Origin of the sequence: Nonomuraea sp. 3N208 (assembly GCF_052245935.1) — a bacterium.
Lineage (GTDB): Bacteria > Actinomycetota > Actinomycetes > Streptosporangiales > Streptosporangiaceae > Nonomuraea.
Map to the genome: position 1 here is coordinate 195,750 of NZ_JBQQBR010000009.1, position 20,771 is coordinate 216,520.

Annotated in this window: 17 protein-coding genes; 10 read left to right on the forward strand and 7 right to left on the reverse strand. The window is 69.0% G+C overall.

Annotated features, from left to right (window positions below; translation table 11 throughout):
• Positions 1-4 precede the first annotated feature (4 nt).
• The 7 genes from ACTWPT_RS16165 (at position 5) to ACTWPT_RS16195 (ending at position 9,786) form a co-directional block, all read left to right on the forward strand.
• The gene (locus tag ACTWPT_RS16165; RefSeq protein WP_443178182.1) at positions 5-2,482 is read left to right on the forward strand and encodes an ATP-binding protein; all 2,478 of its coding nucleotides are present in this window, start codon (positions 5-7) and stop codon (positions 2,480-2,482) included.
• A complete protein-coding gene (locus ACTWPT_RS16170) occupies positions 2,479-4,746 on the forward strand; it encodes a type IV secretion system protein (protein ID WP_443178183.1) in 2,268 nt (755 codons plus the stop codon). The genes ACTWPT_RS16165 and ACTWPT_RS16170 overlap by 4 nt, the downstream gene beginning before the upstream one ends.
• Before the next feature lie 2 nt (positions 4,747-4,748).
• Entirely contained in the window at positions 4,749-5,366 is a 618-nt protein-coding gene (locus ACTWPT_RS16175) for a hypothetical protein (RefSeq protein WP_443178184.1), read from the forward strand.
• Entirely contained in the window at positions 5,366-6,460 is a 1,095-nt protein-coding gene (locus tag ACTWPT_RS16180) for a C40 family peptidase (RefSeq protein WP_443178185.1), read from the forward strand. The genes ACTWPT_RS16175 and ACTWPT_RS16180 overlap by 1 nt, the downstream gene beginning before the upstream one ends.
• Positions 6,461-6,473: 13 nt before the next feature.
• Positions 6,474-6,872 carry a (deoxy)nucleoside triphosphate pyrophosphohydrolase gene (locus tag ACTWPT_RS16185; protein ID WP_443178186.1) on the forward strand — a complete coding sequence of 133 codons (399 nt, stop codon included), beginning with the start codon at positions 6,474-6,476 and terminating at the stop codon, positions 6,870-6,872.
• A gap of 76 nt (positions 6,873-6,948) precedes the next feature.
• Positions 6,949-8,451, forward strand: a complete 1,503-nt coding sequence (locus ACTWPT_RS16190; RefSeq protein WP_443178187.1) for a hypothetical protein — start codon at positions 6,949-6,951, stop codon at positions 8,449-8,451.
• Positions 8,452-8,526: 75 nt separating this feature from the next.
• A complete protein-coding gene (locus tag ACTWPT_RS16195) occupies positions 8,527-9,786 on the forward strand; it encodes a hypothetical protein (RefSeq protein WP_443178188.1) in 1,260 nt (419 codons plus the stop codon).
• 58 nt (positions 9,787-9,844) lie between these two features.
• Here the strand turns inward: ACTWPT_RS16195 and ACTWPT_RS16200 are convergent, their stop codons facing one another.
• The 7 genes from ACTWPT_RS16200 to ACTWPT_RS16230 all read right to left on the reverse strand — a co-directional run bounded on the left by ACTWPT_RS16200 (position 9,845) and on the right by ACTWPT_RS16230 (position 17,172).
• Positions 9,845-10,597 carry a succinate dehydrogenase/fumarate reductase iron-sulfur subunit gene (locus ACTWPT_RS16200; RefSeq protein ID WP_443178189.1) on the reverse strand — a complete coding sequence of 251 codons (753 nt, stop codon included), beginning with the start codon at positions 10,595-10,597 and terminating at the stop codon, positions 9,845-9,847.
• A complete protein-coding gene (locus tag ACTWPT_RS16205; RefSeq protein WP_443178190.1) occupies positions 10,594-12,495 on the reverse strand; it encodes a fumarate reductase/succinate dehydrogenase flavoprotein subunit in 1,902 nt (633 codons plus the stop codon). The genes ACTWPT_RS16200 and ACTWPT_RS16205 overlap by 4 nt, the downstream gene beginning before the upstream one ends.
• A 12-nt stretch (positions 12,496-12,507) precedes the next feature.
• Positions 12,508-13,296: a hypothetical protein gene (locus ACTWPT_RS16210; protein ID WP_443178191.1), complete on the reverse strand. Its 789-nt coding sequence runs from the start codon at positions 13,294-13,296 to the stop codon at positions 12,508-12,510.
• Between the two features lie 180 nt (positions 13,297-13,476).
• Positions 13,477-13,938, reverse strand: a complete 462-nt coding sequence (locus tag ACTWPT_RS16215; protein WP_443178192.1) for a response regulator — start codon at positions 13,936-13,938, stop codon at positions 13,477-13,479.
• A complete protein-coding gene (locus ACTWPT_RS16220) occupies positions 13,931-15,076 on the reverse strand; it encodes a sensor histidine kinase (RefSeq protein WP_443178193.1) in 1,146 nt (381 codons plus the stop codon). Before ACTWPT_RS16220 ends, ACTWPT_RS16215 begins: the two co-directional genes overlap by 8 nt.
• Positions 15,073-16,206, reverse strand: coding sequence for a PP2C family protein-serine/threonine phosphatase (locus ACTWPT_RS16225; RefSeq protein ID WP_443178194.1), 1,134 nt, complete (start codon positions 16,204-16,206; stop codon positions 15,073-15,075). Before ACTWPT_RS16225 ends, ACTWPT_RS16220 begins: the two co-directional genes overlap by 4 nt.
• Positions 16,207-16,242: 36 nt before the next feature.
• Entirely contained in the window at positions 16,243-17,172 is a 930-nt protein-coding gene (locus ACTWPT_RS16230; RefSeq protein WP_443178195.1) for a LysR family transcriptional regulator, read from the reverse strand.
• Between the two features lie 250 nt (positions 17,173-17,422).
• Between ACTWPT_RS16230 and ACTWPT_RS16235 the strand changes: the two genes are divergently transcribed.
• The 3 genes from ACTWPT_RS16235 to ACTWPT_RS16245 are packed head-to-tail and all read left to right on the forward strand — an operon-like array spanning position 17,423 to position 20,714.
• Positions 17,423-18,055, forward strand: coding sequence for a succinate dehydrogenase cytochrome b subunit (locus ACTWPT_RS16235; RefSeq protein WP_443178295.1), 633 nt, complete (start codon positions 17,423-17,425; stop codon positions 18,053-18,055).
• A complete protein-coding gene (locus ACTWPT_RS16240; protein ID WP_443178196.1) occupies positions 18,052-19,977 on the forward strand; it encodes a fumarate reductase/succinate dehydrogenase flavoprotein subunit in 1,926 nt (641 codons plus the stop codon). Before ACTWPT_RS16235 ends, ACTWPT_RS16240 begins: the two co-directional genes overlap by 4 nt.
• On the forward strand, positions 19,974-20,714 hold the full coding sequence (locus ACTWPT_RS16245) for a succinate dehydrogenase/fumarate reductase iron-sulfur subunit (RefSeq protein WP_443178197.1): 741 nt from the start codon (positions 19,974-19,976) through the stop codon (positions 20,712-20,714). Before ACTWPT_RS16240 ends, ACTWPT_RS16245 begins: the two co-directional genes overlap by 4 nt.
• Positions 20,715-20,771 lie beyond the last annotated feature (57 nt).

Here is a 20,771-nt window from a genome sequence, read left to right on the forward strand (position 1 = left end):
CGGCATGAGCAGGGCGTCCCGAGCGCACCAGCGCCTCGCGGTCCGCTACTTCGACGACCGCATCCTGCTCACAGACACCTGCGCATGGGCATACTTCCGCCTCCCGACGGTCAGCTATGAGTTCGTCACGCCCGAGGAGCGTGAGGCGCTGGCCACCAACATCACGATCGCGCTGGCCGCGATCAGGATGCCCGACGCCGAGGTCCACCTGAGGGTCGCGCACCGCACGTACCCTGCGGCCGAGTGGGCCATGGCGCTCAACGCCACGTCCGACGAGGGGCCTGGCTGGCGCGACTACCTGGAGGAGATGTACCGGCACGTCTGGGCCAAGGACTTCTGGACCAAGGAGGTCTACCTTGGCGTGCGGCTGGGCCCGCGGGGCAAACAACTCGGCAGCGGCGTGCTCGCCCAGCTGCTCGGCTTCTACCAGAAGACCGAGAAGGCGCTCGGCATGGAGGACGACCACGTACCCGACAGCGAGATAGGGCGGTGGACCGAACACGCCGAACGCCTGGGCCGAGCGCTCGCATCGAGCGCTCTCTACGCCCGGCACGCCACCTCCGTCGAGGTGGCGTGGTTGTTCCAGCACGCGGCCGCTGGCGCGCTCGCGGACCCGCCGCCGTCGGCCAGCCCGCGGCGGCGCTGGGGCAAGGGCGAGATCGAGTCGCTGGTCGAGGGGGAGATCCACAACGGCAGGTCGCTGCTGCGGATCGTGCAGCCGCTGGGCGACTCGTACGTGGCCTACCTGTCCTTCGCCCGCTTCCCGGACCTGATGCCGTTCCCCGACGGCGAGCCGTGGCTGCATTTCGCCGACCAGCTGGCGTTCCCGGTGGAGGTCTCGTCACGGATGCGGCTGATCCCGCCGGTCAAGGCGTCGAAGGACGTGGCACGCAAGCTCGCGCACGCCCGCGACATGGACCATCACATCCGCGAGGCCGGCGCGGAGGCGCCGCTGGCGCTGGCCGAGCAGATCGACGCGGCCCGCATGCTGGAGCACGGCATCACGAAGGAGCGGCTGCCCTTCGTGTACGGCTGGCACCGCCTGATCGTGTCGGCCCCGACCGAGGAGATCTGCGTGCAGCGGGTCGAGGCGGTCGTCGAGCACTACCGCGACATGGGTATCGACGTGGTCAACTCGACCGGCGACCAGTTCTCGCTGTTCTGCGAGGCGCTGCCGGGCGAGAAGGTACGCATCAACGCCTACGCCCAGCGCCAGCCGCTCCGTACGATCGCCGGCGGCATGGCCACGGCAACCGTGGACCTCGGCGACCGGCTGGGCGAGGGCAGCGAGGGCTGGCTCGGCCCGTACATCGGCGAGACCGTCGGCAGGGCGCGCAGCATCGTGCACTTCGACCCGCTGGTGGCGGCCACCCGCAACCGGCCGACCGCCATCGCGATCACCGGCGAGCCGGGCGGCGGCAAGACCACGCTCGCCCTGCTGATGATCTACCAGATGTCGCTGCGCGGCGTGACGGTCGCGGTGATCGACCCGAAGGGCGACGCCGAGTCCCTCGTGCGACTGCTGGAGAAGCGGGGCCGCAAGGCCAGGATCATCCCGCTCGGCTCGGCGGCGCCCGGCCTGCTCGACCCGTTCTCGTTCGGCGACGACATCGCGGCGAAGAAGACCATGGCCACCGAGACGCTGCGGCTGCTGCTGCCGCGCATGTCGGAGGAGCGCGAGTCGGCGATGATCCAGGCGGTGGCCGCGGTCTCCAACGCGCCGGACCCGTCGCTCGGCAAGGTCGTGGACCACCTGGAGCAGGCCGAGGACCCGGCGTCGAAGAACCTGGGCGCGGTGTTGCGCTCGATGTCGGAGATGCACCTGGCCAGGCTCTGCTTCGACCCCTCTGGCGGCGACCAGATCGACACCGAGGGGTGGACGACCGTGTTCACCCTGGGCGGGCTGACGCTGCCCGACGTGGCGACCACGAGGGAGGACTACTCCTACGAGCAGCGGTTGTCGGTGGCCCTGCTCTACCTGGTGTCGCAGTTCGCGCGCCGGCTCATGAACGGCCTCGACCGGCGCGCCCCGAAGGCGATCTTCCTTGACGAGGCGTGGGCGATCACCTCGACTCCCGAAGGCGCCAAGCTGGTGCCCGAGGTCAGCCGGATGGGCCGCTCCCGCAACACCGCCCTCGTGCTGGTCTCGCAGAACGCGGGAGACCTGCTGAACGAGCAGGTGACCAACTGTCTGTCGTCCGTCTTCGCGTTCCGGTCCACCGAACGGGTGGAGGTGGACCACGTCATGTCCCTGCTGGGGGTGGAGGCGTCGGAAGAGCACAAGGCCGCGCTGCGCTCGCTGGGAAACGGCGAATGCGTATTCCGCGATCTGGATGGCAGGGCAGGCCGGATCGGAGTAGACCTGATCTCCGAGGAACTTCTCCGCTGGCTCGACACGAACCCGACACACGACAAACCCGACGGCAACGGGCATGATGATCTTCAAGGGGGCGTGGGCAGGGCGCAGGAGGTACGGTCATGAAGATCCGGCTATCCCGACGAATCGCGCTGGTTCTCGCGCTGGTCACCGGCATCCTCGTGGTGCCGCTGGTCATCGGAGGCGCGTCCGCGCCGGCCGCCGCGGCGCCCTGTGACCTGTCGGGCCCGCTCACCCCCGAGGTGGTGGGCGGCGGCACCGACGGCCTGATGCAGCCGCCGATCCCGGCTACCGGGGCGCCCACCACCAACTACGGCCAGTTCGGCATGAGCGGCCAGTTCTGGCACACGCATGAGCTGGGCTGCTCCGAGTACGTCGCCGTGCTCGGCAACATGTGGGCCAACGGCATCTTCACCGCGGCCAAGGCCATCGACCGGCTGACGATCACGACGTACCAGGCCGCGGCGACCGAAGGACCGCTTCAGGCGATCAAGGACGTCGTCGACGACATCGTCATGAGGCTCGCCGACGCCATGTACTGGGACTTCCTCCAGCCGGTCGTGATCCTCGGCGCGATCTGGCTGGCCTGGTACGGGCTGATCCGCAAGCGCGCCACCACGACCACCGAGGGCGTGATCTGGATGGTGCTGGCGGTCACCGTGGCGGTCTGGTTCTTCAGCCGTCCCGGCGACTTCACCGGCATGGGCAAGGTCGTCACCGACAAGACCGGCGAGGTCGTCAACTCGGCCTTCTCCGGCCTGCCCGGTGCGGGCGGCGCCTCTTGCCTGCCGCCACCCGGCGCCACCACCCCGGAGGTCAGGGCCGGCGGGTACGGCCAGACCGGCACGCCGGGCATCGACCAGAACGCCGACGCTCTGTGGTCCACGCTGGTCTGCAAGCCATGGCTGGTGGGCCTGTTCGGCACCGCCGACCCGCAGCAGCCCATTGTGCGCGACTGGGGCCGCAAGGTGCTGGAGATGCAGTCGATCCCGCCTGCCGTGGCCGGCCAGCCCGCCCCCGACGTGGGGGCCCGCCAGCAGGAATACTCCTCGCTGGCCGACAAGCTCAGGAACGACCCCCGCTACACGGTCTTCTCCGGCCGCGACTGGTCCAACAGGCTCGGCGTGGCGGTCGGCGCGTTCATCGCCGCCATCGTGGCCGGCCTGCTGATCTTCCTGGTGGCGGTCTCGCTGCTGGTGCTGAAGGTCGGCTTCCTCCTGCTGCTGATCCTGGGACCGATATTCTTGCTGATCGGCGTGCATCCGGGCAGCGGCCGCATCGTCGCCCTGCGCTGGGTGGAGATGCTCATCGGCACACTGCTCAGACAGGCCGTGCTGACGATCGTGCTGAGCGTGCTCGTGTACGGGTACGCCTTGATCATCTCCACGGCCATGCCATGGGGCATGCAGGTGTTGTTCATGGCCCTGCTGACGATCGCGGTGTTCTTCTACCGGCGCCCGTTCCAGCACCTGTTCGCCTCGATCAACGGCCACACGGTCGCCACCCGCATGCTGGGCGATGCGGCGAGCTCGCCCGTGCTCGAACGTTCGGCGGGTGTGCTGCCGCCGGTCGCGTCGGCCAGGATCGGCCGCTGGGGGCTGCGTAAGGCCGAGCCCCTCATCAGGGCGGCTACTGCGGCCAATCCAGCTGGAGCGGCCGCCACGACGGCCGCGGCGGCAGGACAGGCCCGGGTACGCGCCGAGGAAGGCGAAGGCGCCTCCTCGGGCACCAGGATCCCGGCCACCGCCGCTCCGCTCGACACCGACCCGCAGGGCGGCAAGGCAGGCAGCCGGGCGGCGACGGAGCCGCGCAGAGGCACCGCGCCGCCGCTCAACCTGGGCGGTGCGGCCCACACCCGGGGTCCCGCCGCCGGGGGGCCCCGGGTGGGTGGCACGGGCGGCACACGAGGCGGTGGCACAGGCGGCCCACGGGCGGGCGGCGTTCCGGCGAGCGGGGGTGCCTCGTCTTCCGGCGGGGGCTCGTCATCGGGCGGTGGCTGGTTCGGCAGCCGGTCGGGCGGTGGCTGGGCGTCACGCGGCGGCGGCGGTTCGGCGGGCGGCTCGCGTACCGGCTCCGCCCGCGGGTCGCGGAGCTCGAGGTTCAGCGGCTCGGGCGGCTCCCGCTCACGCGGCTCGGGAGGCGGCGGCCTGTTCGGCGGCTCGGGCGGCGGCTCACGCTCAGGCGGCGCCAGGCCGAGCGGCGGCGGCTCCAACGGCACCCCCAGGGCGGGCGGACCCCGCATCTTCGGCGGCTCCGACGAGCCGGCCCCGCGCGCGTCCGAGGCCCCGCCGCTGTGGCTGCGCAGTAGCCGTAACGGTGGCTCCGATGACCCGTCCGTGCCCTTCTGGCTCAAACCGAACAAGGACTGAACATGGCGCAGCCAGGTGACAGGCGGGGGCTGGCCTTCGCCGCCATCGTCGTGGTCATCGCCGCCGTCGGCATCTACCTCACGTGGGCCGACACGGAGGACCCGGCCCAGCCCGTGCCGCAGGCCACCCGCGCCACCAGCATGGCCGTGGCCTCCGGCACGCCGCTCGCGACCGCGAGCACCGCGCCGTTCGACGTCTTCAACTATCTGCCGATGAAGAAGGAGCAATTGGCCGCGGCGGCGGATGTGGCCGAGCGGTTCACCGCCGCGTACGGCACGTTCAGGTACGACGAGGAACCGGCCGCCTACGCCGACCGGGTGAAGGCGTACACCACGCCTGAGCTGGGCAACATGCTGACCCGCACGATGACGTCGGCGGGCACCATCGAGCAGAACCGCAACGACGAGGTCGTCTCCACCGCCACGGCCAGGCTGAAGGAGATCAGGCAGATCGAGAAGAACTCCATCGTCTTCGTCGTCGTCGGCACCAGGCAGGTCGCCGCGAAGAGCGGAAACAAGCAGCTCACCGAGGAGTACGCGGTCACGGTCAGCCAGTCCGGAACCGACTGGCGGATCTTCGAGATGATGCCGGCGGCCGAGGGCCAGTTCGGGGACGAGTGATGAACGTCTCGCGAACGCGCCTAGCCCTGCTGATCGGCCTGGCAGGAGGGTTGCTGCTGACCCTGGTCGTGGTCTCGCCGATGTTGCTGATCTCGATGCCGTCGTTCCTCAGCGAGGGCCGCACCTCCATCGACTGTGCGGACACCGCGCAGGTGGAAGAGGCCTCCGACTCGGCCACCGCCGACATCCCCACCGGGTACCTGGAGCTGTACAAGGAGCACGGCGACAAGATCGGCGTCCAGTGGAACATCCTGGCCGCCGTCGGCAAGCGCGAGACCGACCACGGCCGCTCCAAGCTGCCCGGCGTCAGGAGTGGCACCAACTCCGCGGGCGCGGCCGGGCCGATGCAGTTTCTGATCTCCACGTGGGGCGGCAAGGCCAGGATCCCGATATCGTCGACGTTCAACGGCTACGCCTCCGACGGTGACGGTGACGGCGTGGGCGACGTGTACAACCCAGCCGACGCGATCCTCGGCGCCGCGAAGATGCTCAAGCGCAATGGGGCGCCCGAGAACGTGCGGCAGGCGTTGTTCGTCTACAACCGCGCCTGGTGGTACGTCGACCAGGTCGAGGAGATCGCCAGGAAATACGCCAAGTCCGGGGATGTGAAGGTGCCGCCGCAGGCCGAGGAGGAGTGCGACGACTCGCTGGTGGAGGCCGCGCCGAACGACGTCGTGGCCAAGATCCTGCAGTATGCGCTGGCCCAGCGCGGCAAGCCGTACCTGTGGGGTGGAACGGGGCCGGACGCGTACGACTGCTCCGGCGTCATCTACGCGGCCTACCGGGAGGCAGGGCTGACGATCCCGCGGACGACGTTCCTGCAGTGGCCGTTCGGGGTGAAGGTGTTAGAGGGTGAGGAGCAGCCGGGCGATCTGGTGTTCTTCAACGCGGGGCCGGGCACCTCGGCCGACAACCCCGGACACGTCGGGCTGGTGGTGTCGAAGGGCAAGATGCTCGAGGCCAGGTGCCGGCTGTGCGGGCCGATCAAGGTCACCAGCTACGAGTCCCGCGGCAACCGCGTCGGATTCACCCGCCCCCTGCAGAACTCCGACGTGCTCGAACAGCTGAAGAAATTGCAGGATCCTTCCCTATGAGGAATCGCAACGTATGAGCGAGGTCGTAGTGGTCGTGGCGGCGGTGATCGTCGCCGAGGGCGGCCGGGTACTGGCCGCCCAGCGCGCGGCGCCGGTGGCGCTCGCCGGTGGCTGGGAGTTCCCCGGCGGCAAGGTGGACCCCGGCGAGGACGAGGTCCAGGCGCTGATCCGGGAGTGCCGTGAGGAACTCGGCGTGGAGATCGCGGTGGGCGCGCGGGTGGGCGGTGACTGGCCGCTGTCCAAGGGGTACGTGCTGCGGGTCTGGCTGGCCTCGATCGCTTCTGGGACGCCCGAGCCCAGAGAGCATCTGGCGCTGCGGTGGCTGGCGCCGGGGGAGTATTTCGACGTGGAGTGGCTCGGGGCCGATCTGCCGATCATGAAGACCGTGGAGAGTCTGATCCCGCCGGACTGAGTATGTCACCCTCTGTGACATAGTGATTACTAGACGTGAGTAACGGGTCATGTGTCGCAGCGGGGGAGTGGGAGTGATGCGTCGTGGCTGGATTCTTGCCGGTGTGCTGATACTGGCGGCTGTGCCGTCCGTGCCGATGGCCGCGACCGGGGTCTCGATGGTGGTGGAGCGGATGAGCCGGGACGACGACGGTGTGGGGAAGTGGGTCAGGACCGGGGACGTGCAGCGGTTCAGGGTGCGGCTGAACGGGATGGCCAAGGGGGCCAGGGTGGCGGTGGCCGCCAGCCCGGTGGAGGCGTTGTCGGAGGTGGCCTGCGTATCGTCGGCAGGCCAGGCCTCTCATCCCGTCCCCAGCCCGCCCGCCGTCGGCCCTGCTCCCCTCGGCTCGGCCTCCGTCGGCCCTGCTCCCCTCGGCTCGGCCTCCGTCGGCCCTCCTCCCCTTGGTCCAGAGTCCGCCAGCTCTGCTCCCTTTGGTCCGGAGTCCGGCGGTCCTGCTCCCTTTGGTCCGGAGTCCGGCGGTCCTGCTCCCTTTGGTTCGGAGTCCGGCGGTCCTGCTCCCTTTGGTTCGGAGTCCGGCAGTCCTGCTCCGTTTGGTCCGGAGTCCGGCGGTCTTGCGGCCGTCGGCTCGGAGACCGGGGTCCCCGCGCCCAGCGGCCTCGCGCCCAGCGGCCTCGCGACCAGTGGGCTGGCGACCAGTGGGCCGATGCCCAGCGGGCCGGTGGCCATCGGGTCGGGTGAGGGCGGGCTGAGCACGTCGGCGGGCGCTGGCGCGCAAAGCCCCGCCCCGAGTGGGCCGGCCGCGACAGCAGTCGCCCCCCGCGCCCTGGCACTGCCCGCGCGGGCGCTGGCGACACGGGCGCTGGCCGCCATGGGGACCCCCGCTCACCCCGACGGTGCGCTGCTCGGAGTGCACGTGTGCAGGCTGGGGAAAGTCGCCGGCGAACGATCCGTCGACGTGACGCTCACGACGCCGGAGGGGGCGCGGAGGGTGGTGCTGGCGGCGGTGGCCACAATGCGGTCCGAGCCGGACGACGGCCTGACGACCATGCGCAGAACCGTTGCCATGCGGGTCATCGGCACCGCACCGCCGATCGGCGGTGACGCGGTCAAGCTCGCCGACCCCAGCCTGCCGGCTGCCGGACGGGAGACCGGCGTGGCCCACACGCAGACACGCCGGACGGCCGAAGCCGGCGCACCCGACACGCAGACGCGCCGGACGGCCGAAGCCGGCGCACCCGACCTCGAGCTGACCCTGCCGCAGGCCACCGCTCAGGAGCTTCCCGGCGTACTGCAAGATGGCCTTGGCGCCGTGCCCACGGTCGGTGCATCGCCCGCGCCCGGCACCACCCCGTCTCCCCAGATCGCCGGGTTCTCCGGGACGGAGGCCGTGCCGGGGGCCGCGCCCCTGCCGTGGGAAATGGCCGCCGCCACGAAGCCGACCCGGCCGACCGGACAGGGCAACCCGTTGAAAGGGCCCATGGGGCATGCGATGGTCATCGGGGGTATCGGGACGCTGCTCGGGGCCCTGTGGCTCATTGTCACGGTACAAAAGCGCCGGACGCGTAGAATGGTGTTGTAATCCGGTCTTTACTGTTACTTTGACCCGACTAGTATTCCCTTGACCATGGTTCCGGGATGACGGCGGAGGGCACCGGTGGCACGCAGGCGAGCGACGGCCGTGTCCGCGATCGTCCTGGCGCTGGGACTGACCGGCGCCGGAGCGACGCCATTCATCGTGCAGAGCGCGTCCGCGACGGCGTACGACCCTCCCGTCGAGCCCTGCGACGTCGCCGACCCGGCGTGCGAGTCCGACCCGCAGACCACGGTCACGGTGACCACCACCTTAAGCACGCCGACGCCCGAGGGTGACCCGGAGACGACCGTCACCAAGACCGTCACCGCGTCTCCGAAGAAGACCAGCAAGACCCCTACGCCGACGCAGTCCACCACGCCCCCGGCCACCCCGCCGCAGACCACTCCCACGGACAACCTGCAGCCGGTGCCTTCGCAGAACGTCGAGCCCCCGCCGACCTCCGCGTCGAGCACACCTGAGGCGACCGTCGAGATGCCAACGGCCGCGCCGCCGACGACCGCCCCCGTGGTCCCTACAGACACGCAGTCCGCCGCCTCAGAGGAGGTGCCGCTGGAGTTGCGTGGCGCGGCGCCGGAGTTCGACCAGCGGACGCTCACGCAGAAGCTCAGCATCCCGGCGCTGGTCCTGGTCCTGCTCGCGCTCTTCGCCGTGCTGATCTTCGAGGGCAGGCTGCGCCGCATGGCCCACGCGGCCGCCGTACGCAAGGCGGGTCCGCAGATGGGCGGGCGTCCGGACATGCCGCCCGGCGGTTACCCGGCCGGTCCGGGATACGCCGCGGCGGGCTTCCCGGCAGGTCCGGGATACCCGAGTGGCACGGCGTACGCGCCGATCATCAGCTTCGTGCCGGTGCAGACGTACCCGAGCGGCCAGATCTACCAGGACGTCGGCCACCCGTACCCGCCGCAGGGCTACGCGCAGGAGCCACCGCCCCCGGCGCCTTCCGAGCCCCCTCCCGTGGTGCTGGTCACGGACGAGTTCGACTCCTACAACCACGAGCCGCCCCAGGCCAAGGAGTACCGCGACCCGTTCGAGCCGCTGGTTCCCCCGGTCGACATCCCGGCGGGCGGTGGCAGCCCGTTCGAGGACGGTCAGGAGCATCCGCTTGGTCCGGCCTCCGCGGCGGAGCCCGGTGACTCCGAGCCGTGGGAGCAGGGCACGTCCCTGTTCGAGCCGCCGCAGCGGCCCGCGCAGGACTACGAGCCGCCGCCGTACCTGCCTGCCGACGAGGACGTGACGGCTGTGCAGCCGCAGCCGCAGCCGCAGCCGACCAAGGAGATGCCGGACTCCGAGCGCGAGCGTTTCCGCCGCCGCTCCGAGTAGACGCTGGACAACGAGAAGGGGGCTGGACACCCGTCCAGCCCCCGAACCGTGTGCCGGCTTACTTGGCGCGCTTGAAGATCTTGCTGCCCAGCCACACCAGCGGGTCGTACTTGCGGTCCGCCACGCGCTCCTTCATCGGGATCAGCGCGTTGTCGGTGATCTTGATGTGCTCCGGGCAGACCTCGGTGCAGCACTTGGTGATGTTGCAGTAGCCCAGCCCGTGCTCCTCCTGGGCCGCCTCCTGCCGGTCCGCCACGTCATACGGGTGCATGTCCAGCTCGGCGATCCGCATGAGGAAGCGGGGACCGGAGAAGTTGGTCTTGTTCTCCTCGTGGTCGCGGATCACGTGGCAGACGTTGTTGCACATGAAGCACTCGATGCACTTGCGGAACTCCTGGGACCGCTCGACGTCGACCTGCTTCATCCGATACTCGCCGGGCCGCACCTCGGCCGGCGGCGTGAACGAGGGGACCTCCCTGGCCTTCTGGTAGTTGTACGAGACGTCAGTGACGAGGTCCTTGATGACGGGGAACGTCCGCATGGGCGTGACCGTAATGGTCTCGTCCTCCTCGAAGGTGGACATGCGGGTCATACAGCCCAGCCGCGGCTTACCGTTGATCTCCATGCTGCACGAGCCGCACTTGCCGGCCTTGCAGTTCCACCGCACCGCGAGGTCGGGCGCCTGCGTGGCCTGCAGCCGGTGGATGATGTCGAGGACGACCTCGCCCTCGTTGACCTCCACGGTGAAGTCCTCGAGCTTGCCCTCGCCGCCCTCACCACGCCAGACCTTGAACTTTGCCTTGTAGCTCATGCCTTCGCTATCCCGTCGAACTCGGTCATCTCTCCGTCGGTGAGGTATTTGCTCAGCTCGCCCCGGTCGAACAGGGTGATCAGGTCGTCGCGCATAGGCGTCTGGACCTTCTCCTCGACCTTGACCGTCGAGCCGTCCTCGGTGGAGCAGACGAGCAGCTTGCGGCGCCAGTCCGGGTTCATCCCAGGGAAGTCGTCGCGGGTGTGGCCGCCGCGGCTCTCCTCGCGCAGCAACGCGGCCTTGGCCACGCACTCCGACACCAGCACCATGTTGCGCAGGTCGATCGCGAGGTGCCAGCCGGGGTTGTAGATGCGCGAGCCGGCCGCCCCGACCAGGCGCACACGTTCCTTGAGCTTCTCCACGACCTGCAGGGCCTCGGAGACCTCCTCGGCCTTGCGGATGATGCCGACGAGGTCGTTCATCGTGCGCTGGAGCTCGTGGTGGACCTCGTAGGGGTTCTCGCCGTCGCGGCCCAGCGGCGTCACCGCCTCGGCGTGCGCCTCGTCGACCTGCTCGGGCGCGATCTTGGGCCGGGCGGGGAGCCCGTCCACGTACGCCGCCGCGCCGGCGCCCGCCCGGCGCCCGAACACCAGCAGGTCGGACAGCGAGTTGCCGCCCAGCCGGTTGGAGCCGTGCATGCCGCCGGACACCTCGCCGGCCGCGAACAGGCCCGGTACGGCCGCCGCGCCGGTGTCGGCGTCCACCTCGACGCCGCCCATGATGTAGTGGCAGGTCGGGCCGACCTGCATGGGCTCGGCGGTGATGTCGACGTCGGCCAGCTCCTTGAACTGGTGGTGCATCGACGGGAGCCGCTTCTTGATCTCCTCGGCCGGGAGCCGGGTGGAGACGTCCAGGAACACGCCGCCCTGCGGTGATCCGCGCCCGGCCTTCACCTCGGCGTTGATCGCGCGGGCGACCTCGTCACGCGGCAGCAGCTCCGGAGGGCGCCGGTTGTTGGCCTGGTCGGTGTACCAGCGGTCGGCCTCCTCCTCGGTGGTGGCGTACTTGTCCTTGAACACCTCGGGGATGTAGTCGAACATGAAACGCTTGCCCTCGGAGTTACGCAGCACGCCGCCGTCGCCGCGGACGGACTCGGTGACGAGGATGCCGCGCACCGACGGCGGCCAGACCATCCCGGTGGGGTGGAACTGGATGAACTCCATGTTGATCAGCTTCGCGCCGGCCAGGAGGGCCAGGGCGTGGCCGTCGCCGGTGTACTCCCAGGAGTTGGAGGTGACGACGTAGGACTTGCCGATGCCGCCGGTGGCCAGCACCACGGCTGGCGCGTCGAAAAGGATGAAATTTCCGGACTCGCGCCAGTAGCCGTACGCGCCCGAGATCCGGTCGCCGTCCTTGAGCAGCCGGGTGACCGTGCACTCGGAGAAGACCTTGATGTAGGCCTCGTAGTCGCCGTGGTTCTCGTAGTCCTCCTGCTGGAGCGCGACGACGCGCTGCTGCAGCGTGCGGATCAGCTCCAGCCCGGTACGGTCGCCCACGTGTGCGAGCCGTGGGTACTCGTGCCCGCCGAAGTTCCGCTGGCTGATCTTGCCGTCCTTGGTGCGGTCGAACAGCGCGCCCCATGCCTCCAGCTCCCACACCCGGTCGGGAGCCTCCTTGGCGTGCAACTCGGCCATCCGCCAGTTGTTGAGGAACTTGCCGCCCCGCATGGTGTCGCGGAAGTGCACCATCCAGTTGTCGGCGGAGTTGACGTTGCCCATCGCGGCGGCCGCGCCGCCCTCGGCCATGACCGTGTGCGCCTTGCCGAACAACGACTTGCAGACGATCGCCGTCCGCTTGCCCTGCTGGCGGGCCTCGATCGCGGCGCGTAGCCCCGCGCCGCCGGCGCCGATGACGACGACGTCGTATTCGTGACGCTCTGTGTTAAGCGAGTTGTCCACTGAAAGCTGTCCTTACGCGTACGGGAAGGCGATGATGCCCTTGGCCACCAGGCGGACATAGAGGTCGGCGCCCATGACGGAGAACATCGAGGCCCACGCGAGGGGTTGGTGCTTGGCGTTGAGCTTGGAGACGAACGTCCAGGCCCGGTAACGCAGCGGGTGACGGGAGAAGTGGTTGAGCCGGCCCGCCGTGATGTGCCGGCAGGAGTGGCACGAAAGCGAGTACAGGTTGATCAGGACGGCGTTGGCGATCAGGATCCAGGTGCCCAGGCCGAGCGGCTTGTGGACGAGCGCCAGGACGGCGTCGTAGGCCAGGATGAGGCCGATCACGATAGCCCCGTAGAAGAAGTACCTGTGCACGTTCTGCAGGATCAGCGGGAAGCGCCGCTCACCGGTGTACTTGCCGTGCGGCTCCTGCACCGCGCACGCGGGCGGCGACAACCAGAACGAGCGGTAGTACGACTTGCGGTAGTAATAGCACGTCAACCGGAATCCGCCCGGGAGGCCGAGGATGAGCAGCCCCGGCGGCAGGGCGTACCAGTCGCCGATCGGCGCCCATCCGAACAGCCTCGCGCCGTCACACACCGCCTGGGTCGTCAGACAGGGTGAGGCGAAGGGGGCGACGTACGGCTCGACGAAGTTGCTCGTGTCGATGATCGCCCATACACCGTACACAAGGAAGGAACTGAGCCCGAGGAATGTCAGCAGCGGGGTCAGCCACCATCTGTCCGTGCGCAGCGTGCGCACCTTGACTTGCGCACGCTGCCTTCGGAGCGGGGCTTCGGGCGTCGTCTGGGTCATCGCGGACCTCTCCACCTCCCGCGGACCCTTTCGCGCGGCGGGTCCGTGGTTCGTTTCGCTGGGCGCGCGTACGGGCGGTATCCGTATCAAGCGCGCGTTGGTGGGGGATACGTTACGACGACCGCATCGATATTTGTGAGCGGGGTCACTCACTTTTTCGATGACTGGCTGTGATTCCTGTCACGTAGGCCCGTCAGGGCGCTGCCCCTGCGTGGGCAACTTAACCACAGTCACAAAAAAATCATCGATCTGCCGGACAACCCGGATGAATTGCTCAAAGTCCACCGGTTTCGACACATAGGCGTTGGCGTGCAGCCGGTAGCTGTGGAGGATGTCCTCCTCGGCCTCCGACGTCGTCAGGATCACCACCGGGATGGTCCGCAATGTGTTGTCCGCCTTGACCTCCTGCAGCACCTCCATGCCGCTCATCCGCGGCAGGTTGAGGTCCAGCAGGATGAGGTCCGGGCGTGGCGCGTCCGCGTAGCCGTCCTCCCGGCGCAGGTACGCCATCGCCTGCTCGCCGTCGTTCACCACGTTGAGGCGGTTGCGTACCTTGTTGAAGTCGAAGGCCTCCTTGGTCAGCAAGATGTCCCCCTGGTCGTCCTCCACCAGGAGCACCTCGATCGGGCGCCAATCAGTCATCGTCATCTCCAGCCGCGGGTAGCGTCCAGCGGAACGTCGCACCCTGGCCCTCCACCCTGTTGTCGAGCCACATTTGTCCGCCGTGGTATTCGACGATCTTGCGGCACAGTGCCAGGCCGATGCCAGTCCCTGGATACACGTCCCGGGGGTGGAGACGCTGGAAGATGAGGAAGATACGGTCGGCGTACTTGGACTCGACCCCGATGCCGTTGTCCGAGCAGCTGAACTGCCACATGTCGCCGGAGCGCTCGACCCCGATGTGGATGCGCGGGGGCGCCTCGGAGCGGAATTTGATCGCGTTCTCGATCAGGTTCTGGAACAGCTGGGTCAGCTGCAGCCGATTGCCCTTGACCTTCGGCATGTCGTCCCTGGTGACCGTGGTCTCGGAGTCCTCCACTGTGGCCGACAGGTTCTCCAGCGCCTGGCTCAGCGCCTCGCCCGAGTCGGTCACGATGCGCTCGCCGGTGGCCCGGCCGACTCTGGAGAAGTCCAGCAGATCGTTGATCAGCAGCTGCATACGTTTCGCGCCGTCGACCGCGTAGTGGATGTACTGCCTGGCCCGCTCGTCGAGCTCCGAGCTGTAGCGCTGCTCCAGCATCTGGGTGAAGCTGGCCACCTTGCGCAGCGGCTCCTGCAGGTCGTGGCTGGCCACGTACGCGAACTGCTCCAGCTCGCCGTTCGACCTGCGCAGCTCCTCGGCCTGGTCGGCGGCCACGCGCCAGGCCGACACGATGCGGTCGCGCATGGCGTCGAGGTGGCTGGACAGCTCGGCGAGCTCCGCCGGACGGTCCACGTGCAGGGTGTGGTCGAAGTCGCCGGCGGCGACCTTGCGAACCTGGTCGCCGAGCTGGTCGATGGGCTTCAGCACGGCGTAGCGGACGATGATCGCCAGTCCGACGCCGCAGCCGAGCAGCACCGCGAACAGCACGATCAACGCCGCGTTCAGCCGCCCGATCTGGGCGGCCACGTCGGGCTTGGGATTCAGCGCCTGAGCCTGGCTGAGCATCAGCATGGTGACCACGACCCCGGCCGTGAAGGCCACGCCGGCCACCGCGCCGATGAACAGGAACCAGCGGGCGACCGGGAGCCGGCCCAGCCCCACAGGCTCCTTGGGCGGCGGCAGCGGATGGATGCTCATTCTCTCCTCCTGCTCACCAGGACCACGGCCAGGTCGTCGCTCAGTGTGCCCACATGCCTGATCAGCCGGTCGAGGTCGATCGCGCCGTGCCGGCGTACGAGGTCGATCAGGCCCTCCACGCCCAGCAGTTCGTTGCGCTCGCCCACCGCCGCCTCGATCAGGCCGTCGGTGTAGAGCATGATCGACCACTTTTCGCCCAGCGGCACGTCGATAATCGACCATTCCGCGTCGGGGAAGATCCCGAGCGGCGGGCCGGACGGGGCGCCGTCCACCACCTCGACGGTGCCGTCGCGCACCAGCACCGGCGGAGGGTGCCCGACCACGCGCATCATCGCGTGGCTCAGGTCGGGGGTGATCGTCGCCATGCACAGGGTCGTGAAGATCTCCGGCGCCTTGCGCTCGGCCCGAAGCAGGGTGTCGAGCGTGCGCAGCAACGTGTCATCGGTCTGCCCCGCCAGCACCAGCGTACGCCAGGCGATGCGCAGCGCCACGCCGAGCGCGGCCTCGTCGGGACCGTGCCCGCACACGTCGCCCACCACGATGTGCACCGCGCCGTCCGGCGTCTGCACCGCGTCCAGGAAGTCCCCGGCGAGCGTGCCGCCGCTGCCCGGCAGGTAACGCGTCGTGTGCTCGATCGCGTCGGTGCTCAGCAGCGCGACGGGCAGCAGGCCCCGCTGCATCCTGGCGTTCTCCTTGGCGATCAGCTCCGCCTGTACGAGCCTGAGCTGGGTCTGGTCGGCCCGCTTGCGCTCCATGGCGTACCTGATGGCCCTGGCCAGCAGCCGCGCGTCGATGTCCTGCTTGACCAGGTAGTCCTGCGCCCCGGCCTGCACGGCGGCGACGCCCACGTGGACGTCGCGCAGCCCGGTGAGCACCAGCACAGCCGCGTGCGGCGCCAGCGCCAGCACCTCCTCCAGCGCCTCCAGCCGGGAGGCGTCGGGCAGCGAGAGGTCGACGAGCACGCACTGGATCTTGGAGGTCAGCTTGGTCTTGGCCTCCTGGAGGCTCCGCGCCCGGAAGATCTTCGGCGGCGCTACAGCCTGCTGGAGCAGCTCCTCGACGAGGAACGCGTCGCCGTCGTCGTCCTCGAGGAGGAGCAGCGTCAGCGTTTCGGAGAGATTTGCTGTCACCAAATCGCCTCACCAGGACATCGGAGATGTTGCTGCTCATTCTGCGATGAGCTCTACCCCTTGTGGAAGCGTGCCTTCATGTCCAGCTTCTACCACAAAGGTAAGCAGGGTCTCCCGGAACGCCTGCGCGGCCGTGGTCGGCTCGACGTCCTTGCGGTGGGCCAGCGCGATCGTACGGCTGAGCCCCGGCGGCGCGAGCGGCGTACCGGAAAGACCGGGCCGCCCGTCGAGCACCATGGAGGGCACCACGGCCACCCCCAGGCCCGCCTCCACGAACCGCAGCACCGCGTCCATCTCGCCGCCCTGCACCGCGAACCTCGGCTCGAACCCGGCCTGCCGGCACGCGGCCAGCGTAGCCTCCCGCAGGTCGTAGCCACGCCGGAACATCACCATCGGCCGCCCTCGCAGATCCTCGATCTCGATGTACGGGCGCCTGGACGCCTCATGGGAAGGCGAGACGACCACGAGGTTCTCCCGCAGGATCTCCTCGGTCACCAGCGAAGGGTCGTCGCTCTGCAGCGGCATGATGATCAGTGACAGGTCGAGCTGCCCGCGCGCCAGCGCTCTGACCAGGTCCCGCGAGCCGCCCTCCTCGACCAGCAGCTCGATCCCCGGGTACGTGCGATGGAAGCGGGCCAGCGCGTCCGCCAGCAGCCCCGCGCACAGCGACGGCGTGGCCCCGAGCCGCACCCTGCCTCGTCTGAGCCCCGCCAGCTGGGCCACCTCCTGCCTGGCGGAGTCGGCGTCGGCGAGGATGCGGCGCGCGAGCGGCAGCAGGGCCTCCCCGGCCGGGGTCAGCGTGACGTTGCCGCGCGCCCGCGAGAACAGAGGCGCTCCGAGGTCGCTCTCCAGAGCCTTGATCTGCTTGCTCAGCGACGGCTGGGCGACCCGCATGCGTTCGGCGGCCTGGGTGAAGTGCCTGGTCTCCGCGACAGCCACGAAGGAGGCGAGTTGCTGCAGCTGCATGTGATTTTCCTCGCATCGGCCCACCTGATTGTCGGGAAAAGGCCGCACATACCAGCATCATAGCTTCCGGCTATGGAAACCAAGCCCGCCATGACTTGGACGGATCATCGCTGCGTATCTAGCTTGTGGAAACGTGACTGCGACGATTGAGCGCGGTGCCGCCACCGCGCCGGTTCCCGCTCCTAAGAGCACTCCAACGCATAGGAAGCCCGGCGGGTTCCTGGGCTCGTCGAACGGCAAGAAGGCCGTGATGGCCGTCACGGGTGCCGTGATGGTGCTCTTCCTTGTCCTCCACATGCTCGGCAACCTCAAGATCTTCTTGGGCAAGGACTCCTTCAACGACTACGCGCACGCGTTGCGCACGCTGCTCGAGCCGTTGCTGCCCTACCGGACGCTGCTGACGATCTTGGAGGTCGTCCTCGTCGCGTCAGTCGTCCTTCACATGTGGGCCGCGATCTCCCTCGCCCGGCGGGCCGGCAAGGCCAGGCCGGTCAAGTACGTCGCCAAGAAGCCGCAGGCGAACGGCTACACCACGCACATCATGCGGTGGGGCGGCGTGACGATCGCGCTCTTCGTGGTCTGGCACCTCCTCGACCTGACCTTCGGCGTCGTCAACCCCAAGGGCTTCGACTCCGCCCCGGCCGACCGGATGGTCGCCGGCTTCGAGCCGTCCCGGTGGTGGGTGACGCTCATCTACTTCGTCGCCGTCGTCATGGTCGGCCTGCACCTGCGGCACGGCATCTGGAGCGCCGTGCAGACGCTCGGCTGGGCCAACCGCAACCGCTACCGGGTTCTGAAGGCTTCGGCCACGCTGGTCTCCGCGGTCCTGGTGATCGGCTTCCTGGCCCCGCCCCTCGCGATCATGTTCGGAGTTGTGAAGTGAATTACACGGAAGGCCCGGAGATTCACGACACCAAGGCTCCTTCCGGCCCGATCGAGGAGCGGTGGGAGAAGCGGAAGTTCTCCGCCAAGCTGGTCAACCCGGCCAACAAGCGCAAGCTCACCGTGATCGTGGTCGGCACCGGCCTCGCGGGCGGCTCGGCCGCGGCGACGCTGGGCGAGCTGGGCTACAACGTCAAGTCGTTCTGCTACCAGGACACGCCGCGCCGCGCCCACTCCATCGCCGCGCAGGGTGGCATCAACGCGGCCAAGAACTACCGCGGTGACGGCGACAGCATCTACCGGCTGTTCTACGACACCGTGAAGGGCGGCGACTTCCGCGCCCGCGAGTCGAACGTCTACCGCCTCGCCCAGGTCTCGGTGAACATCATCGACCAGGCCGTCGCGCAGGGCGTGCCGTTCGCCCGTGAGTACGGCGGCCTGCTCGACACCCGCTCGTTCGGCGGCGCCCAGGTGTCGCGTACGTTCTACGCCCGCGGCCAGACGGGCCAGCAGCTGCTGCTGGGCGCGTACCAGGCGCTGGAGCGGCAGATCGCGGCCGGGACCGTCACCATGCACACGCGGCACGAGATGCTCGACGTGATCGTCGCCGACGGGCGGGCGCGCGGCATCATCGTGCGTGACATGGTGACCGGCGAGATCGAGCGCCACCTGGCCGACGCCGTGGTGCTGGCCACCGGCGGCTACGGCAACGTGTTCTTCCTGTCCACGAACGCCAAGGGCTGCAACACGACGGCGATCTGGCGGGCGCACGAGCGCGGGGCGTACTTCGCCAACCCCTGCTACACGCAGATCCACCCGACCTGCATTCCGGTGTCGGGCGAGTACCAGTCGAAGCTGACGCTGATGTCGGAGTCGCTGCGTAACGACGGCCGCGTGTGGGTGCCGCTGCGCAAGAACGACACCCGCGCCCCCGGGGACATCCCGGACGACGAGCGCGACTACTACCTGGAGCGGATCTACCCCGCTTTCGGCAACCTCGTCCCCCGCGACATCGCTTCCCGCGCCGCCAAGAACGTCTGCGACGAGGGCCGTGGGGTGGGCCCCGGCGGGCTGGGCGTGTACCTGGACTTCCGGGACGCCATCAACCGCCTCGGCCGCGACGCCGTGGAGAAGAAGTACGGCAACCTCTTCGAGATGTACGAGCGCATCACCGGCGAGAACCCGTACGACGTGCCGATGCGCATCTACCCGGCCGTGCACTACACCATGGGCGGCCTGTGGGTGGACTACGACCTGCAGTCCACGATCCCCGGCCTGTTCGTCATCGGCGAGGCGAACTTCTCCGACCACGGCGCGAACCGCCTCGGCGCCTCCGCGCTGATGCAGGGCCTGGCCGACGGCTACTTCGTCCTCCCCACCACCCTCGGCGACTACCTGGCCGCCGGCCCCTTCGGTGACGTGGACGACGAGGCCATCGCCGAAGCCGAGATCAAGGTCAGGAACAAGATCGAGCGTCTCCTGTCCGTGAACGGCACCCGTACCCCCGACTCCTTCCACCGCGAGCTGGGCAAGCTCATGTGGGACTACTGCGGCATGGAGCGTACCGAGGAGTCGCTGCGCAAGGCCTTGGAGCGCATCCCCGAGCTGCGCGAGGAGTTCTGGCAGAACGTCAAGGTCTCCGGCACCGCCGAAGAGCTCAACCAGGTGCTGGAGCGGGCCGGGCGCGTCGCCGACTTCTTCGACCTGGCCGAGCTCATGTGCCTGGACGCCCTGATCCGCACCGAGTCCTGCGGCGGTCACTTCCGCGCCGAGTCCCAGGACGCCGACGGCGAGGCCCTGCGTGACGACGAGAACTTCGCGCACGTCTCGGCCTGGGAGTTCTCTCCTTCCGGCGAGCCGGTGCTGCACAAGGAAGCGCTCGAGTACGAGTACGTCAAGATGACCCAGCGGAGTTACAAGTGAACCTGACCCTGCGCGTTTGGCGTCAGAGCGGCCCTTCCGACGAGGGCCGGATGGTGACGTACAAGGTGGAGGACGTGTCCCCGGACATGTCCTTCCTGGAGATGCTCGACGTCCTCAACGAGCGCCTCATCCTCGAGGGCGACGACCCGATCGCCTTCGACCACGACTGCCGCGAGGGCATCTGCGGCATGTGCGGCATGGTCATCAACGGCGTGGCGCACGGCGAGCAGCGCGCCACGACGACCTGCCAGCTCCACATGCGCCACTTCGAGGACGGCGCCACGATCACCATCGAGCCGTGGCGCGCGGCCCCGTTCCCGGTCGTCAAGGACCTGGTCGTGGACCGCAGCTCCTTCGACCGCATCATCCAGGCCGGCGGCTTCGTCTCGGTCCCGGCCGGCTCGGCCCCGGACGCCCACAGCGTCCCGGTACGCAAGGAGGATGCGGACGCCGCCTTCGACGCGGCCACCTGCATCGGCTGCGGCGCCTGCGTGGCCGCCTGCCCGAACGGGTCGGCCTCGTTGTTCACCGCCGCCAAGATCACCCACCTGAGCCTGCTCCCGCAGGGCCAGCCGGAACGCCTGTCCCGCGCCAAGGCCATGGTGGACCAGATGGACGCGGAAGGCTTCGGCGGCTGCACGAACACCGGCGAATGCACGGCCGTGTGCCCGAAGGGCATCCCGCTGGAGACGATCGCCCGGATGAACAGCGACTACCTGAAGGCGAACGCCAAGTAGGCCGTCCCGCCCACCCACCCGTTGCCCCATTGCCGAGAAGCAGACCTCGCAGCATTC